This window comes from Tolypothrix sp. FACHB-123 (genome assembly GCF_014697075.1).
In the GTDB taxonomy this organism is placed as follows: domain Bacteria; phylum Cyanobacteriota; class Cyanobacteriia; order Cyanobacteriales; family Nostocaceae; genus Aulosira.
On record NZ_JACJRE010000066.1, the window covers coordinates 1 to 16,963 of the forward strand.

Genomic DNA, 16,963 nt, shown 5'->3' on the forward strand with positions numbered 1-16,963 from the left:
ATCATTCACCGTAGCCAGATGGAAAAATTGAGTTGCAGCTACTGTACCACCTTTACCATCAACTACGTTGTAAGTGAGGTCAACTCTACCATTGAAGTTGGTATTTGGGGTGAAGGTGTAATTACCATTACCGTTGTCTTCCAATGTGCCGTTAGTTGCTGTCAAGTCGGCGACTGAGAGATTATCGCCATCGACATCGCTAAAGCCTTCCAACAACTTTGAGACATCAATGCTGTAATTGGTGTCTTCTGTGCCATCGACTAAGGATGCACTGGCAACACCTGTGGGTGCATCATTAATATTGTTGATTGCGATCGCGATCGCTTTTTCGTAAAATAAGCCATCTTGATCTGTAGCGCGAATGCGGATACTGTAGCTATTCTTGGTTTCGTAGTCAGGAGAAAGGTTAATACTTAGTTGATTGCCAATAATAGTAAAGCTGCTGTTATCTGCGCTACCTTCACCAGATACCAATGTATAGGTATGACTGTTGCCTACATCGGGATCGGTGGTATTTAAGTTACCAATGACTGTATTGGCGATCGCATTTTCGTCAATACTAGTATTGCTCAAACTCACATCACTAGGGGCACTGTTAAGGTTAAGCACAAAAAGTTCTTGACCAACGTTACCATTATCGGCAACAAAGTAGAGTTTGCCGTTAATATAAGTTAGATCGCTAGGATTGGAAGCTGCCGAACCGGGAAATAAATCATTAACTCTGACAGTACCCTCTGCGGTGCCATTACTCCTCCATAACTCAATCCCACTCGTGCCGTCAGTGGCAGTAAAGTAGAGTATCCCGTTGACATTCGTTAAATTAGATGGGCTAGAAGAATCTGCACCTGCAAAAATATCTCTAACTCTGACAGTACCCTCTGCGGTGCCATCACTCTTCCATAATTCAATTCCACCTGTGCCATCATTAGCAGTAAAGTAGAGTGTCCCGTTGACATTCGTTAAATTAGAGGGATCGGCAGAGTTGACACCTGTGAAGATATCTTTGACAAGAACAGTACCCTCTGCGGTGCCATCACTCTTCCATAATTCAACCCCATTCGTGCTATTACTAGCGGCAAAATATAGTGTGCCGTTAACATTCGTCAGTTCATATGGATGAGAAGAGCCTATACCTGCGAAGATATCTTTGACAAGAACAGTACCCTCTGCGGTGCCATCACTCTTCCATAATTCAATCCCACCCGTGCCATCATTAGCAGTAAAGTAGAGTGTCCCGTTAACATTTGTCAGATTTTGCGGAATAGAAGAGCCTGAGCCACTCAGGATATCCTTAACTAGGATAGTACCGTTTGCAGTACCGTCACTTTTCCACAACTCGCGTCCACCATTGCTGTCAACAGCAGTAAAAAATAGCGTACCGTTGACATCTGTCAAATTCTGCGGGGTAGAAGAGCCTATACCAGCAAAGATATCCTTAATCCTGACAGTCCCGGTTGAGGTGCCATCACTTTTCCACAATTCATAACCATTTGTACCATCAGTAGCAGTAAAGAATAGCGTGCCGTTAACATTTGTCAGATTAGACGGGTTAGAGGAACCCGAACCGGTAAGAATATCTTTAACTCTGACAGTATTGGCTGAGGTGCCATCAGTTTTCCATAATTCATAACCACCACTGCTGTTAGTGGCAGTAAAGTAGACTATACCATTGACATTTGTCAGATTCGATGGGTTAGAGGAGCCTGAGCCAGAGAGGATATCCCTCACTCTAACGGTACCTGCTTCAGTACCATCAGTCTTCCATAGCTCGCGTCCATTACTGCTATCAGCAGCAGAAAAATACAGAGTTCCGTTGATATTTGTTAAATGTTGGGGTTTGGAAGAGCCTGTACCAGCAAAGATATCCTTAACTCTGACAGTCTCAGTTTCAGTAATATTAGTCTTCCATAACTCTCGTCCATCACTGCTGTTAGCGGCAGAAAAGTATAGTGTGCCGTCAACATTCGTCAGATTTTGCGGGCTAGAAGAGTTTGTACCAGGAACGATATCTTGGACTCTAACAGTACCAGCTTCAGTGCCATCGCTCTTCCACAACTCAGTTCCACCTGTGCTGTCAGTAGCAGTGAAGTAGAGTGTACCGTTAACATTCGTGAGATTAGATGGGTTAGAATGACCCGTGCCAGAGAAAATATCTTTAACTCTGTAAGTTCCAGATTCAGTGCCGTCGCTCCTCCATAACTCACGCCCCCCATTACTATCAATGGCAGAAAAATAGAGGATGCCGTTGACATTTGCGAGCTGTTGTGGAATCGATGAGCCTGCACCACTAACGATATCTTTAACTAAGACAGCATCACCTGAAGCGCCATCAATTTTCCACAACTCAATCCCATTGGTGCCATTAGTAGCAGTAAAGTACAGGGTACCGTTGACATTTGTCAAATTGGATGGGTTAGAGGAGCCTGTACCTGCAAGGATATCCCTAACTATGACGGTACCGGCTTCTGTACCATCACTCTTCCATAATTCAGTGCCATTTGTGCTGTCAGTGGCAGTAAAGTACAGTGTGCCGTTAACATTTGTCAGATTGGATGGATTGGCGGAACCTGCACCGCTAACTATATTCGCAACTAAGGTAGTACCAGCTTCTGTACCATCACTCTTCCATAATTCAGTGCCATTTGTGCTGTCAGTGGCAGTAAAGTACAGTGTGCCATTAACATTTGTCAGATTGGATGGATTGGCGGAACCTGCACCGCTAACTATATTCGCAACTAAGGTAGTACCAACTTCTGTACCATCACTCTTCCATAACTCAGTACCATTAAGGCCATCAGTGGCAGTAAAGTACAGCGTGCCATTAACATTTGTCAGATTGGATGGATTAGCGGAACCTGCACCGCTCAAGATATCTCTAACTCTGACAGTATTTGCTTCTGTACCATCACTTTTCCATAACTCAGCACCACCATTGCTGTCATAGGCTACAAAGTAGAGGGTACCGTTAACATTTGTGAGACTTTGCGGATTAGATGACTCTATACCGGCGGCGATATCTTTAATTCTGATAGTACCTGCTTCTGTACCATCACTTTTCCATAACTCAGTTCCACCATTGCTGTCATAGGCGACAAAGTAGAGTGTACCGTTGACGTTCGTTAAATATTGTGGGTTAGAGGAAGCGCCACTGATATTGATATCTTTGAGCAGGCTAATTGTTGTGTCTTCTGATAACAAGTGGGGGTAGGTTGTAGTTGCTTCTGGGCTAAAGGCGATCGCTGTGGTAATTTTTCCTGTAGTCACATCTAAATGCCAATTACCACCAAAGACAGCGTTACCGACTTTGCTAGAAGCCGCAGCTACTGGATTTCCTAGCAGTTTACCCAGGCTGTCAACAAATATTTTGCCGATTTTTCCCGCACCGACTTCGCAACCATAAAGCAAAATGTTAGCTTCTGCGGCTAAGGATGCTTTCCATTGCTGTATGGCACTTTTGTAAATATCGAGGGTAAATAGACTCAGACTTGAACGCCCTAGTTGGATCTGTCCTGGCTGTCCGTGGGCGACAAGATGTAAACTTGTGATTCCTTGGTGCTGTGATAGCTTCTTGCTAATTTCCTCAATTCCATCGCTTTGGGAGTCTAGTATCACTACGTCCAAACCAGGAGCTACGGCTGCTGTTAATTGTTCATATTGCGTCACGCTGGAATCAATAAAGACAATACCACTGACTATGTTTTGTTGAAGATTAACAGGTGATACGGGCTTAAATTTGGCGAAATCAACCATTGTCATAACCGTTTTTCCTTGAATTGTGAAGTAAGAATTACAGGCGAAATCATGGGTTGGTAGATGTTCCCAATGCGATCGCAATTTTTCTTGCTAATGAACGACCCCTATTAATATCTTATTTGATTAAATGTATAATTTTATACAGTAAATTCATGCATTCTATTTTTAAAACTACTAAGTCTTTCCCAGAAATAGGCTATTCGGTTAAAAAAACACATTTTTATTAGCTTTAGAAGCAACTATCTGCGGATAGAGATAATTAGCTCAAAAAAAGTATATTTTATTAAGGTTTGGTTAAGTAGTTCTCAGTGCAAACTTAGTAAAGTCTTTAATGATTAGCCGTAGATTCAGCATTTTATTTATTCAAACTTTATACTTTAATTAATTTTTCTGAGCAAATGTACTGTTATTGAATGGGGTATTGGGCATGGGACATAGGGAAAAGGCTGAGATTTTGGAGAAAGTGATTTGGCGAAAAACCAAAATCTAAGGGAACTCCAAAAAATAAATTATTCTGTTAAACGTTGACTGTTGACAGTTGACGGTTCACAGTTAACAGTCAACCGTCAACAGTGAACAATAGCAATGGAATATTTTTTTACTTGGAAGTCCCTAAGAAAATTTCCCATCTTCCTTGTCTCCTGACTTGACGGTAGCCTCTCAAGCACGGCAAAATTAGTACAAAAGTTCCAGTGGATGCAAGCTGGAGGTCTTTAACATGACTACTGTGCTTAGTTGCCGTAATTATATTGATGGTCAATGGTTGAATGCTTTAGGGGGAGCTACTTTAGAAAGTCGTAACCCTGCTGATAAACATGAAGTGATTGCTACCTTCCCTCGTTCGGTAGCAGATGATGTGAATACAGCAGTAAAAGCAGCCCGCCAAGCTTACCGTAGTTGGCGAAAAGTACCAGCCCCAGCTAGAGCAGAATATATTTTCCGTGTTGGGGAAATATTACTGCAACATAAAGAAGAACTGGCTCAGTTAATTAGCCGAGAAATGGGTAAGCCTTTAACTGAAGCTAGAGGCGATGTCCAAGAAGGAATTGACTGTGCTTTTTACAGCGCTGGTGAAGGGCGGCGGTTATTTGGGCAAACTACACCTTCGGAAATGCCGAATAAATTCGCCATGACCGTGAGAATGCCGATAGGCGTATGTGCTTTAATTACTCCTTGGAATTTTCCTGTAGCGATTCCTTGCTGGAAAGCGATGCCAGCACTGGTATGCGGTAATACAGTCATCCTCAAACCCGCAGAAGATACTCCCGCCTGTGCTACTAAACTCATTGAGATTTTTGCTGAGGCTGGTTTACCACCAGGGGTAATTAACCTAGTGCATGGTATTGGAGAAGAAGTTGGGAAAGCTTTAGTTGAGTATCCTGATGTAGATTTAGTCTCTTTTACTGGTTCCTCAGAAACAGGTGCATTTGTTGGCGCTACTTGCGGACGCACTCACAAGCGCGTTTGCTTAGAAATGGGCGGTAAAAATGCCCAAGTAGTTATGGAAGATGCAGACTTAGAACTGGCGTTAGATGGTGCTGTTTGGGGAGCTTTTGGCACAACTGGACAAAGATGTACAGCAACTAGCCGCCTAATTTTGCACAGCGACATCAAAGAAAAATTTACTGCCATGCTTTATGAGCGTACCAGTCAGTTACGCTTAGGAGCAGGTACAGATCCCAATACAGAGATTGGCCCGTTAATTAATGAATCTCAACTGCAACGGGTGAATAATTATATGCAAATTGCTCGTGAGGAAGGAGCAAAGATTTTAATTGGTGGAGAAATTGCAAGCGAAGGGGAGCTAAAAAACGGTAACTTCTTTCAGCCAACCATTTTAGATAATGTCACTCCCGATATGCGAGTGGCGCGTGAGGAGATATTTGGGCCTGTAGTGGCATTAATTGAGGTTAGCTCATTTGAAGAAGCGATCGCAATTCTCAACGATACCAATTATGGTTTATCATCCTCAGTTTACACCCGCGATATCAACCGAGCTTTTACAGCCATGCGCGACATTGAAGCGGGTATCACTTATATTAATGGCCCGACAATCGGTGCGGAAGTACACTTACCATTCGGCGGTGTAAAGCATACAGGTAACGGTCACAGAGAAGCTGGCACTACAGCCTTAGATGTTTTCACTGAATGGAAGAGTGTTTATGTTGACTTTTCCGGCACTCTGCAACGCGCTCAAATAGATAACAGGGTTAGTCAATAGTCAGTTGTCAGTTGTCAGTTGTCGAAAAATAGTCTTTTTATCCCCCATGCCCAATGCCCAATGCCCATATCTTACTGTCCCAGTTCTTTGATATTATTCATCACCTGCTGGTACAAATCTTTATTGCCTTGATTTTGAAAGATATCGGCCGCTTTTTGTAAATCCTTGAGTGCACCGGGTTTATCTCCTTGGGCTGCGCGTGCATTACCTCGGTTGTTATACGCAGCGCCAAAGTTAGGATTGATGCGAATGGCTTGATTGTAATCGGTGATAGCTGCTTTGTTATCGCCTCTAGCAGCCCGGAGATTACCCCGGTTATTGTAGGCGATCGCATATCTTGTATCTAGGCGAATCGCTTGGTTAAAATCTTCTAGCGCTCGATTTTGCTCTCCACTAGCCGCCAGTGCATTACCTCGGTTATTGTAGGCTTCGGCATAGTTGGGTGCAAGGCGAATGGCTTCGTTGTAATCTTCTAAAGCGCCTTTATTATCTCCTTGAGAGGCGCGAGTATTAGCGCGGCTATTGAAAGCTTCCGCATCGTTGGGATTGAGTTTCAGTGCTTCATTATAATCTGCGATCGCGGCTTGTTTATTACCCGCATCAAAGTAAGCCAGCCCCCTAGCCTTGTAAGCTGCACTATATCGGGGATTTTGGCTAATAGCTTTACTATAAGATGCGATCGCTGCTTGAGAATCACCTTTAGCGTGTTGATTTTTGCCTTGCAAATAAAATTCCTCCGCCCTCGATGTTTTTGCTGAACGGCGGCTAGGAGGACTCACACCAATTTCTGTTACCAATACATCGCTTTGTTTACTACATGAAAGGTTAGTAGTTGCACTCAATATAGTTAATAACCCTATAATTAATGCTCTGCCTATTTGTATCCACTCTTGCTCAAACAATTGCAGTTTCATAATTTATTTTGAACCGCCATTATACCTAGATAAAATTATTCCTTCTAATGAATTTGGGCTTGAAGTTTATCCGGCAATCCTATCTGATTTATGGAAATCATTCTGTTAACCGACTGCCAATAATGAAGAGATTTCACGGAATCATTTAGGGCTGCTGTATCCTCTAGGTTTAATTAACGATTATGTATACTATTAGGTGTGAAGTGGGTAGATATCACCTTGAGTTATTGTCATAAATAAATCCCAGAAATACAGTCAAAGACAGAGATGAGATAGTTACAGCCTAGATTAAAGTATAAAAACTGCAATTTATCCCGATTTATCTGGTGAGTTTCTCTCTTTCTGAAACTAATATTCTAGGCAACAATACTCTATTTTTGCCGCCTTTAATTATACTTTTTAAACTCTATCAAAATAATAATTTTAATTATTTTAGCAAAATCTTCATAAAGATAAAGTTTTCTCCTGGAGGCTACAAGCTAATACTGACTCCACTCTGCTTAGTAATCGAGTCAAGCCAAGATAAGTAATCAATAATGCTTACCTACCTAAAAGTTACACAGACCTTTATCAATTGTGTAATTTACATCACATAATTACAAATTACGAATTATCACCATCTGGTTTTTTAGCAGTCAACCGCCAAGCAGTAGTTTCATCAATTTCTACAGATAGTTGCTCTAAATTTTCACCTAAATCTTTTTGCATTTTCTGAGTTAATGTAATAGGAAAATCTAAATTAATACCTTGAGTTTCAACTAACTTGAATAATTCAGCAAACGCAACCTTAACCGTTTGACGCTGGTAACTAGTTAATTTACAATAATCTGTTTCAGATAAATTTTGAGCCTGCATGGCTTTCTTAATTCGTTCTTCCAGATGTTCTAATTCCGATTTTAAAATTTTAGATTGTTGTTCAAGTTGAGTATATCTGTTACCAAGTAACACCAAATCTTCTGTTATTGGATCGGGATTAATTTTTGCTTGCATTTCTAACAATTTTAAATGCACCTGCGCTAAATATATACAATCTAAATAAGCATAATCAATCTGTTCTTCAGCTAAAGGACGCTTTCCCCAATCACTAGTTTGTTCTTGCTTATCGATATTATGGAAATTACAAAGTACTGCGGCTAAAGTCTTTAATTGATAGTTAGGCAAAGGTAACAGATAATAAGGAATAGTTTTCGCAATTTCTAAAGTACAAGTAATATTTTTTGCTTTCTTACTGCCCAACAACTTTAAATCATAACTAGCATTATGAAATACCTTCTCAATCTCCGAATTCAGCATGATTTGGGCAATAAATTCCTCGATAATATCAGGTTGGTCTAACACATCTAAAAGATAAATGTGAGATCCACTCATATCATCGGGATCGTCTAATACCTGAATTAGCGATAATCGAGGATTCCGACTTTTATAATCAGCAACTTCTGTATCTATCCACAAAGTTTGAGCTTGGCTATATTCAGCGATTTTAGCCTGAATTTTTCCGGCATCAGTCAAGTATGGCATGAGGTAATTTTAATTAGATGAAAATATTAAAATCTGACGACTACTTTACCGCTATTTTGACCGCTTAAGAGATATTGAACAGCCTCAGGAATAGACTCTAAACCTTGAAACTGAGTAGGATCGATAGCAACTTTAAGTTTACCAGTGTAGAACAGATTTAACAGGCGATCGCGCGCTTCTGGTATATATTCTTGATAATGAGGCATAAGAAAGCCGCGTACAGAAGCAGCTTTCCAAAATAGTTGGTGATAAATTCGCGGTTGAGTAATTTGTTCTATCTCCTTAGCATATTCCGAGATAAAACCAACCACCACTAACCGTCCCCGCACAGCTAAATTATCAACGCAAGTATCAAAAACCTGCTTACCCACACAGTCAAAAATCAAATTAATTCCGTTGGGGTACTCTGACTTCAAGATAGCGTTGAGATTTTCTTGACGATAGTTGATAATGCGATCGCATCCCAATTCTCTCAGTAAATTTGCCTTCGCCTGCGAACTACAAGTACCAATCACATGATTACCTGCTAACTTCGCCAACTGTACAGCAATATGACCAGTTCCTCCCGCAGCTGCTGTCACCAACACTACTTCATTACTTTTCATCTCCCCCACTTGTTCCAACGCCACCAAAGCTGATATACCAGTAGGCATCAGCGTCAGCAATTCTGGCGTAGCTTGGCGTACCTTCACTGCTAAATTTGCATCCACAACTTGATATTCGCGATAACCACCACCACGCGCCGTAGTAATTACTGCATCACCAACTTGAAAACCTGCGACATTTTCACCTATCGCCACAACATTTCCTACCGCTTCCACACCCAAATCAAAGGGAGTAACTAAATTCACGTAGGGAACATCACCACGACAAACTAAAGTATCAAAGCCACCATTAATCCCAGCGAATTTGTTTTGAATTAAAAGTTGATTACCAGCAGGTTGAGTCAGAGTAACTTCGACAATTTCAATAGCAGATTTAAAATCTTGATTAAATTGCTGTGCTACTAATTTTCTATATGTTTTTTGATTCATCTTGGAATATTGTATTTAACTTAATTTATAAAAAATATTATGACTGATATTAATTTGCTTTAAACTTGCCCTTAATAATTACTTCTTTTCTCTTGGCGTGCTTGGCGTACTTGGCGGTTCATTAAATAAATATTAATTGCACATCATAGTGCATGTATTATATGTAGGGTGCGTTATCACGAAGTGTAACGCACCGTATTCTAAACTAATTTTTATCCTACTTTTCCTCATTCATGATTGAAAATATCTCAACTTGACAAAGCCCTATCCCACTCTAACTGATGAGCCAAACCATACTTAATAAAATCCGATTCTTGTGCTTTATCACTCTTACCAAAAACACCTAAACTATAAGGATTATCCTGCATTCTTTCCGCAACTTGTTCTTGTTCAAATTCTTTAACTTCTTCTCGCGGCTTATCTGTTTTAAAAAAGTCTACAACCAAAACTGTTCTGTTATGATTAGTGTAATTATGAGGACAATGGGGATAGCTATGATCTAAAACCATAAATTCCCCCTCATGCCAATAAAGTTTATCGTGACATATTTTCATCGCAATATCTCCCTCAGGCACAATCAAACCTAAATAGCCACGATTCATGTGAGGGTTATAATTTACATGCAATTTAATATCTAAACCAGGATGAAATGTCCCAAAATACACATTTCTAATAACAGAATCCTCTGCAAAATTTACTTTCTCAATTACATTAGCTAGATTGGGAAAGTATTGCTTTCTTAAATTCAGTGCTTTTTTTGCTGCCTCATCTGTCTCATAATCAGGATATTGTATTTGATGTAGCTGAATATATTCTTCAATAAATAAACCTTGGAATAAAATCCCAAATGCACTATATTTGGAATTACTTTTAGTTTTGATTGTTTTACTTTTAGGCCCTAGCACATCATAAGTAAATTTTAATTCTTCCTCAGAAGCTTGCTTATTAAAGTCGGTAAACTCATCTCTAATTATCTGCCATTTTTCTTGAAAAGTCTTGAGAAAAGGAAACTCTTCAGGATTAAGATGATACTCATTAAAACTTGACATAACTTTTCTCCTCAAGCCGTTTTAATAAAAAACTGTTACATTACCAGCAAATTTTGCCAGCATATCGGTACTATGTTTGTTCGTAGTCAGGATTAAAGTCCTGACTACAAAACCTTTAACACTCATTTTAGTGTGAAGTCTACTGTGTCAGAAACTTCTCTATTAGATAAAATTATCAAAAACGTGCGCGTAGTTCGTCCCCATAATGATACTGTCGAACTACTAGATTTAGGGATTAAGGATGGCAAGTTTACCCAAATTGCTCCTAATATTAGCCCAGAGCAAGCCAAAGAAGTATTTGATGCTCAAAATCTGCTGGGCTTTCCTGGGGTGGTAGATGCTCACATGCACATCGGTATCTATCAACCCTTAGATAAAGATGCAGTTACTGAAAGTAAAGCAGCTGCAATGGGAGGTGTGACTACCAGCCTAAATTACATCCGGACTGGGCAGTATTATCTCAACAAAGGCGGCTCCTATCAAGATTTTTTCCCAGAAGTATTAGCCTTATCTGTAGGTAACTTTTTTGTCGATTATAGTTATCATATCGCACCTATAGCTAGTCAGCATATTGAAGAAATACCGCTACTTTATGAACAGTTCGGTGTATCTTCCTTTAAAATATTCATGTTTTATGGCGGTTATGGCTTGCATGGTTTATCAGACCAACAAAACCTCTTTTTAATGATAAATAAAGAAGAGAGGTATGATTTCGCTCATTTTGAATTTATTATGCGTGGTTTAACACGTTTAATAGAAGCGCATCCAGAAGCGAGAGAAACTATTAGCTTAAGTTTGCATTGTGAAATTGCAGAAATTCTCAACGCTTATACAAAAATTGTCGAAAATGATTCTAGTATTAGCGGACTCAAAGCTTACAGCGCAGCGCGTCCACCCCATTCTGAAGGGTTAGCAATTTGTATTGCTTCTTATTTAGCTCATGAAACAAATTGTGTAAATATTAATTTATTACATCTGAGTTCGCGCAAAGCAATGGAAGCAGCTTTAACAATGCAAACTGCTTTTCCTCACATCAATTTTCGCCGTGAAGTTACAGTTGGACATTTATTATTAGATGTTGATACTCCTAATGGTACTTGGGCGAAAGTTAATCCACCAATTCGCCCCCGTGCTGATGTGGAATATTTATGGCAAGCAGTACTCAATAATCAAGTAGATTGGATAGTTAGCGATCATGCTTGCTGTTCTGCTGAACAAAAACGTAGTGCAAAATACCCAGATAATATTTGGTTAGCAAAATCTGGTTTTGGCGGTACAGAATATTTACTTTCTGGGGTATTAAGTGAAGGAAGTAAGCGAGGAATGTCTTACAACCAGATGGCTAAATTATTATCATGGAACCCGTCGCGACGTTTTGGTGTATTACAAAAAGGGGATATTGCTATTGGTTATGATGCTGATTTAGTATTAGTAAATCCCCATGAAAGCTTTATAGTACGTGCTGCTGAATCCGAGTCGCAACAAGGCTATACACCATTTGAAGGTGTAGAATTAACCGGAAAAGTCAAGAGTACATTTTTGCGCGGAAACCTAATTTATCACAACGGACAGGTATTAGGTTCACCTACAGGACGTTATTTAAAACGCTCCCATTCTGGAATAAAACCATAGGTGTTCATAAGATGAAAGCAGCACGTATTTATGAGTACAGTGGTGCAACTGCTGTGCAGATAGATGAGGTAGAAGTTTTGCCACCTGGCCCCGGTGAAGTCAGAATTCGGGTAGGGGCGGCGGGAATTAACAATTCTGACTTACAGACAACCTACGGAACCTATCAAGCATACCGTAATCAAGAACTACCCTGTATCCTGGGTCAAGAAGCAGCTGGTGAGGTTGATGCTGTGGGATTGGGGGTGAAGGAATTTGTGCCAGGAATGCGTGTAGTTGGACGTGTGAGGGGTGCGTTTGCAGAAATGGCATATGCTCTAGCAACTGAGTTGTTACCTCTGGCTGATGAAGTATCGTATACAGTAGCAGCCAGCTTGCCTATCGTCTATCTAACTGCTGGGATGGCACTGATTCACAAAGCCAATATCCAGCCTGGAGAATGGGTTTTGATACATCCAGGTAGCGGCGGTGTTGGCAGCGCAGCAATTCAACTGGCGCAGTTGCTAGGAGCGCGAGTGATTGCGACTGCTGGGAATCAAGCAAAGGTACAGCGATTACTCGCATTAGGTGCATTACATGGAATTGATTATAGTATTCAAGATGTAGCTTCCGAGGTGCGGAGAATTACTGACAATTCAGGGGTAGAGGTGGCACTCGATGGTGCGGGAAAAGTAACATTTGCTGATTGTTTAGAAGCGATCGCCAATAATGGATGTATTATCAGCTATGGCACTACAACTGGCCTAGATGCTGCCCTGCCTCTGGGGAAACTGCTGGGGCGCAATATTACAGTTTACGGCATCGCTCTCTGGTATAACAGTGATTATCACTCAAGTTTGGCGACACTTCGGGATTTAGTGATTCCCGCAGTTGCTCAGGGAAAGATACAGCCCACAATTGATGAGATAGTTAATCTAGAAGGGGTGTCTGGCGCACTGATCAAAATACAAAATCGAGATTTGAACGGGAAAATTATTGTAGTTCCGTAATCTCAAATCTAGATCTAAACTCTAGTCAGGTAGGGTGTATACAAAAATGAGCCAACGAATCAAAAGAGCATTTTTAGACACAGAAGATGAACAAATTCTTTACCGTATAGGTGGAGAAGGTGAACCCATACTTTTACTGCACATGACTCCCCGCAGTAGTGATGAATTTAAAGAATTGATGCCTCTGTTGGCTGCCAAAAAATTAGTCATTGCAATGGATTTAATGGGGTTAGGTGATTCTGACAAGCCCCCCAGAGTTTATTCTGTTGCAGATTATGCTAAAACTGCGATCGCACTTTTGGATGAATTAGGCATACAAAAAACCAGCATTTTCGGCAGTCTCACAGGAGGCTATATCGCTGGAGAAGTTGCAGCAGCCTATCCAGAACGAGTTGACAAACTTATTCTCTGCAATGTAGTTGGATTTGACGCAGAAGAACAAGCAAAAATCCTCAAGAGATATTCTCAAGGATCGCAAATTAAAGAAGATGGCTCTCATTTGATGCCACAATGGTTGTCTCGCGTCAATTACGTCGGAAATGGAGAGTTAAATCACCGTTGTGTTTTAGATGATTTGAAGTCCTTTGGCTCTCCTATATATCCTGGTTTAGCAGTAGCAAACTATTGTCTTTCTGCCCCAGAAAGATTTCGTTTGATTAATTGTCCGACTTTGATTTTGTCGGCAGAAAAAGCATTAGAACCCTTAGAAAAATATGGTTTAGCTAAAGCTGAGAATCAATCTTGGACTCAGGAAGCCATTCCTCATAGTCAAAGTGTTGAACTAGAAGCCGGAACGCTGTGGATGGTTAATCAAATGCCGCAAGAAGTATTTAAAGTAGTAATTGATTTTTTAGAGCAGCAGTAAGTACTTGAGCTAAATCAGTATTAACAGGGGGAAACAGGGATACCCCCAGATTAAAAAATTATTTGCGATCGCTCAACATAACATCAAAGTGTTTCACTTTGGTTTCTGGGTTTATGAGATATTCGTTATCTCTAGGAAGGGGTCTGACTTTTTCGATATCATTACCAGCAAACTTACGAATTGCATCGCGTGATTCCCAGTAAGAAATCACAATAAATTCTGTGTTGTTGCCATCTGTGCGGCGAAGTACTTGCGTCCCTAAATTACCAGGAATTGATTCAATTTTCTTAATTCCAGATTCTACCAAATAAGCATAGTATTCATCCGCTTTTGATGTCGGGACTATATCATGCCAAATGCGTGCGACTACTTTCTTTGATTGGGTAGTAGCAGAATTATTTGGTATATTCTGTGCCGAAACTCTCAGGGGTTCAATCTGTGCAAAAGCAGCCAGTGGCAAAATCAAAGCTGAAACCGCCAATCCACAAAGAATACCCAAAAAATTATTTGGTTTAATCATTTAGGTATCTCCAGGTTCATATGATAAGACTGTACCTACTCTTGATAAATCCCTATCAACTCTAATAAAAAATAATCCACCTTCATCTGTTCTGTGTCTAGGAATTATACTAAAGCTAGGACAATATAAGTAGTGATCTTTGACAAATCTATAATCTCCTACGTCGCAATATCCACTTAGGCAATAACCCTCCTCGTTATAACATTGTATTTCGGGATATTTACCGTCAAAATGTGGCAATATAATGATTAACCACACTCCACCACCGTTAGAATCTTTCCGCAAATACTTCTTTTTTGCTACTTCAAATTGAACCGTGTCTGTTCTCCCCCAAGGTAGTAATTTACTATCTAAAACAGGGATAAATTCATTTAACTTAGCATCTGGATGATTATATTGTAGATTTTTATATTGTGCATGACCGTTCTCCATCCAAAGAATTTCTACATCTTCACTACCTATCACTTGCCAATCACCTAACTTCACTCCGGCAGGAATAAAAGAATAGCAATGCTTACTCAGTTGCCATTCACCAATTTGGATTTTACCCTTTAGTACAAAAAGCTCTAAATCAAATGTAAATATGCCAGATGGAGCTTTAAATTGTGGTTGTAAAGTAACTCTAGATGTAGATGCACCGCAATCATGCCAACTTAGCAATTTACGTTTACTAAATGCTACCTCATCTGGCATTCCTTTGATGCGCCAACCTTGTTCTACTGGTACAATCTTCGTATCAAAAAATTGATATTGACGAGGTAAGTATTCTGGGGAAATAGCTGTACGCCTTCCTGATAGATTCATCCTCCCTCTTCCATCTCCACCCCAATCTTCTTTAACAGGGGCTATATTCAAAAAATCATCAGCCTCGGTTTCTCTTTCGGGATTGTATTGGTTATTCATGGATAGGATTTACACTCTCAATCATTCATCAATACTTAAAATGATATAGTGCGTCAAGTTTTTAACGCACTGCACATTCTAAATAAATTCTTAATTACGCTAATCTTTTTTGAACTTCCTCTGCCAAATTATCTAGCATCACTTCTACTTGTTCGCCTGTTTTCAAATCTTTCAGCGATGACTTTTGCGCTGCGGCTTCATCAGCACCAATAATGACGCAGAATTGAATTCCTTGCTTATCCGCTAGCTGGAATTGTTTTCCCAAGGGACGCTTATCAAAATTAGTTATAACATTAATTCCTGCCTGACGCAGATTTTGTGACACTTTTAAATAAGTCGGCATTAAATCTTCTTGCATATTCACAACCATCACCTGTGCAGGTGTAGCCGCTAAGGTATTGAGAATACCTGCTTTGAGTAAGCGACTAATTAAGCGAGTCAAGCCGATAGAAATGCCAACCCCAGGCATTTTTTCACCGATAAACATGCCTACTAATTCTTCATATCTGCCACCAGAACAAATACTGCCTAAGGCTTCATGTCCAATGAGAGTTGTTTCGTAAACGGTGCCAGTATAGTAATTCAAACCACGGGCAATAGATAAATCAATACAGAAACGCTTTTCGGGAACGCCCAAATTCCGCACGCCTGTAATTACTGTTTCGATTTCGCTCACACCTAAATTAAATTGTGCAGCATCGGGTAGATTTTGTGATAGATGTTTGAGTTTATCTAATACTTCATCAACAGCACCATCAATATTAATAAATTCAATAATTTTTTGGGTTTGTTCTGGGGAAATTCCTTCTTTGTCTAATTCTTGTTTAACTTTAGCTTCGCCAATTTTTTCTAAGTTATCAATGATGCCGATACAAGATTTAATTTGATTTTCAGCAATACCTAAAGATTGAAAAAATCCAGTAAGAATTTTGCGGTTATTGATGCGGATGACAAAATCGCCGATGTTAATTGCTGCAAATATTTCGGTGATAATTGCGGGCATTTGTGCATCATAAAGCAAGCTGAGTTGACTCCGGGCTACGACATCAATATCACACTGGCGAAATTGGCGAAACCTTCCATCTTTTGCTCGTTCGCCCCGAAAAACTACATCCATTTGGTAACGCGCAAAGGGAAAGGTTAATTCGTTGAGGTGACGAGCAATGTATGCTGCTAAAGGAACTGTTTGGTCAAATTTTAACGCCCTAGCTTCTGAACCTGTTTCCCCGGCTTTGTCTTTCTCGGCTTGCCGATTTGGTGGCAGGATGGGATCGATACCATAAATGATGTTATCACCTTGGTTGCCTTTTGCTTGTAATACTTCTAAGCGTTCGACAGCAGGGGTTTCGATGGGCGTGAAGCCGTAACTTTCAAAAACTCTGCGGATAGTATCAAGCAAATATACTTCTAGACGTTTTTCGCTTGGGAGAAACTCAGGAAACCCGCTTGGGGTAGAGAAATTAATTCTTTCACCTTTTGCCATAACCTACACTGCCAGTTTTAAACTTGAGCTTTTAGATTTTAGATGAGAATGAGCTGTGCCGTACATAGCGGGGGTAGCGGATGAA

At 40.2% G+C, this 16,963-nt stretch carries 12 protein-coding genes; 4 read left to right on the top strand and 8 right to left on the bottom strand.

What is annotated here, in order from left to right; genetic code table 11:
• On the bottom strand, window positions 1-3,756 hold a 3,756-nt coding region (locus tag H6G41_RS34690), incomplete at its 3' end, for an ELWxxDGT repeat protein (RefSeq protein ID WP_199316370.1).
• 715 nt (window positions 3,757-4,471) lie between these two features.
• On the opposite strand from H6G41_RS34690, the gene H6G41_RS28645 reads away from it, so the two are divergent.
• Window positions 4,472-5,974, top strand: a complete 1,503-nt coding sequence (locus H6G41_RS28645; protein WP_190751003.1) for an aldehyde dehydrogenase family protein — start codon at window positions 4,472-4,474, stop codon at window positions 5,972-5,974.
• A 71-nt stretch (window positions 5,975-6,045) separates the two neighbouring features.
• On the opposite strand, the gene H6G41_RS28650 is transcribed toward H6G41_RS28645, so the two are convergent.
• The 4 genes from H6G41_RS28650 to H6G41_RS28665 all read right to left on the bottom strand — a co-directional run bounded on the left by H6G41_RS28650 (window position 6,046) and on the right by H6G41_RS28665 (window position 10,489).
• Window positions 6,046-6,888, bottom strand: coding sequence for a tetratricopeptide repeat protein (locus tag H6G41_RS28650; protein ID WP_190751005.1), 843 nt, complete (start codon window positions 6,886-6,888; stop codon window positions 6,046-6,048).
• Between the two features lie 603 nt (window positions 6,889-7,491).
• On the bottom strand, window positions 7,492-8,406 hold the full coding sequence (locus H6G41_RS28655; RefSeq protein WP_190751008.1) for a ribonuclease D: 915 nt from the start codon (window positions 8,404-8,406) through the stop codon (window positions 7,492-7,494).
• Window positions 8,407-8,432: 26 nt separating this feature from the next.
• Window positions 8,433-9,440: a zinc-binding dehydrogenase gene (locus H6G41_RS28660; protein ID WP_190751010.1), complete on the bottom strand. Its 1,008-nt coding sequence runs from the start codon at window positions 9,438-9,440 to the stop codon at window positions 8,433-8,435.
• Between the two features lie 248 nt (window positions 9,441-9,688).
• Entirely contained in the window at window positions 9,689-10,489 is an 801-nt protein-coding gene (locus H6G41_RS28665; RefSeq protein WP_190751013.1) for an aspartyl/asparaginyl beta-hydroxylase domain-containing protein, read from the bottom strand.
• A gap of 144 nt (window positions 10,490-10,633) precedes the next feature.
• Here H6G41_RS28665 and H6G41_RS28670 point away from each other — a divergent pair, with 144 nt between their 5' ends.
• The 3 genes from H6G41_RS28670 to H6G41_RS28680 are packed head-to-tail and all read left to right on the top strand — an operon-like array spanning window position 10,634 to window position 13,972.
• Window positions 10,634-12,121 carry an amidohydrolase family protein gene (locus H6G41_RS28670; protein ID WP_190751015.1) on the top strand — a complete coding sequence of 496 codons (1,488 nt, stop codon included), beginning with the start codon at window positions 10,634-10,636 and terminating at the stop codon, window positions 12,119-12,121.
• An 11-nt stretch (window positions 12,122-12,132) separates the two neighbouring features.
• Window positions 12,133-13,107 (top strand): zinc-binding dehydrogenase, encoded by a 975-nt coding sequence (locus H6G41_RS28675; protein ID WP_190751017.1) that lies wholly within the window; start codon window positions 12,133-12,135, stop codon window positions 13,105-13,107.
• A 46-nt stretch (window positions 13,108-13,153) separates the two neighbouring features.
• A complete protein-coding gene (locus H6G41_RS28680) occupies window positions 13,154-13,972 on the top strand; it encodes an alpha/beta fold hydrolase (protein ID WP_190751019.1) in 819 nt (272 codons plus the stop codon).
• A 58-nt stretch (window positions 13,973-14,030) separates the two neighbouring features.
• Here the strand turns inward: H6G41_RS28680 and H6G41_RS28685 are convergent, their stop codons facing one another.
• The 3 genes from H6G41_RS28685 to hisS form a co-directional block, all read right to left on the bottom strand.
• Window positions 14,031-14,492, bottom strand: coding sequence for an antibiotic biosynthesis monooxygenase family protein (locus H6G41_RS28685; RefSeq protein ID WP_190751021.1), 462 nt, complete (start codon window positions 14,490-14,492; stop codon window positions 14,031-14,033).
• Window positions 14,493-15,395: a DUF4437 domain-containing protein gene (locus tag H6G41_RS28690; RefSeq protein WP_190751023.1), complete on the bottom strand. Its 903-nt coding sequence runs from the start codon at window positions 15,393-15,395 to the stop codon at window positions 14,493-14,495.
• 94 nt (window positions 15,396-15,489) lie between these two features.
• Window positions 15,490-16,878, bottom strand: coding sequence for a histidine--tRNA ligase (hisS, locus tag H6G41_RS28695; RefSeq protein WP_190751025.1), 1,389 nt, complete (start codon window positions 16,876-16,878; stop codon window positions 15,490-15,492).
• Between the last annotated feature and the right edge of the window lie 85 nt (window positions 16,879-16,963).

Bases quoted from the DNA above. Each gene is read 5' to 3' on its own strand.
- H6G41_RS28685 (WP_190751021.1), bottom strand. From the start codon at position 14,492: ATGATTAAACCAAATAATTTTTTGGGTATTCTTTGTGGATTGGCGGTT.
- H6G41_RS28645 (WP_190751003.1), top strand. From the start codon at position 4,472: ATGACTACTGTGCTTAGTTGCCGTAATTATATTGATGGTCAATGGTTG.
- H6G41_RS28665 (WP_190751013.1), bottom strand. From the start codon at position 10,489: ATGTCAAGTTTTAATGAGTATCATCTTAATCCTGAAGAGTTTCCTTTT.
- H6G41_RS28680 (WP_190751019.1), top strand. From the start codon at position 13,154: ATGAGCCAACGAATCAAAAGAGCATTTTTAGACACAGAAGATGAACAA.
- H6G41_RS28690 (WP_190751023.1), bottom strand. From the start codon at position 15,395: ATGAATAACCAATACAATCCCGAAAGAGAAACCGAGGCTGATGATTTT.
- H6G41_RS28660 (WP_190751010.1), bottom strand. From the start codon at position 9,440: ATGAATCAAAAAACATATAGAAAATTAGTAGCACAGCAATTTAATCAA.
- H6G41_RS28675 (WP_190751017.1), top strand. From the start codon at position 12,133: ATGAAAGCAGCACGTATTTATGAGTACAGTGGTGCAACTGCTGTGCAG.
- H6G41_RS28650 (WP_190751005.1), bottom strand. From the start codon at position 6,888: ATGAAACTGCAATTGTTTGAGCAAGAGTGGATACAAATAGGCAGAGCA.
- hisS (WP_190751025.1), bottom strand. From the start codon at position 16,878: ATGGCAAAAGGTGAAAGAATTAATTTCTCTACCCCAAGCGGGTTTCCT.
- H6G41_RS28655 (WP_190751008.1), bottom strand. From the start codon at position 8,406: ATGCCATACTTGACTGATGCCGGAAAAATTCAGGCTAAAATCGCTGAA.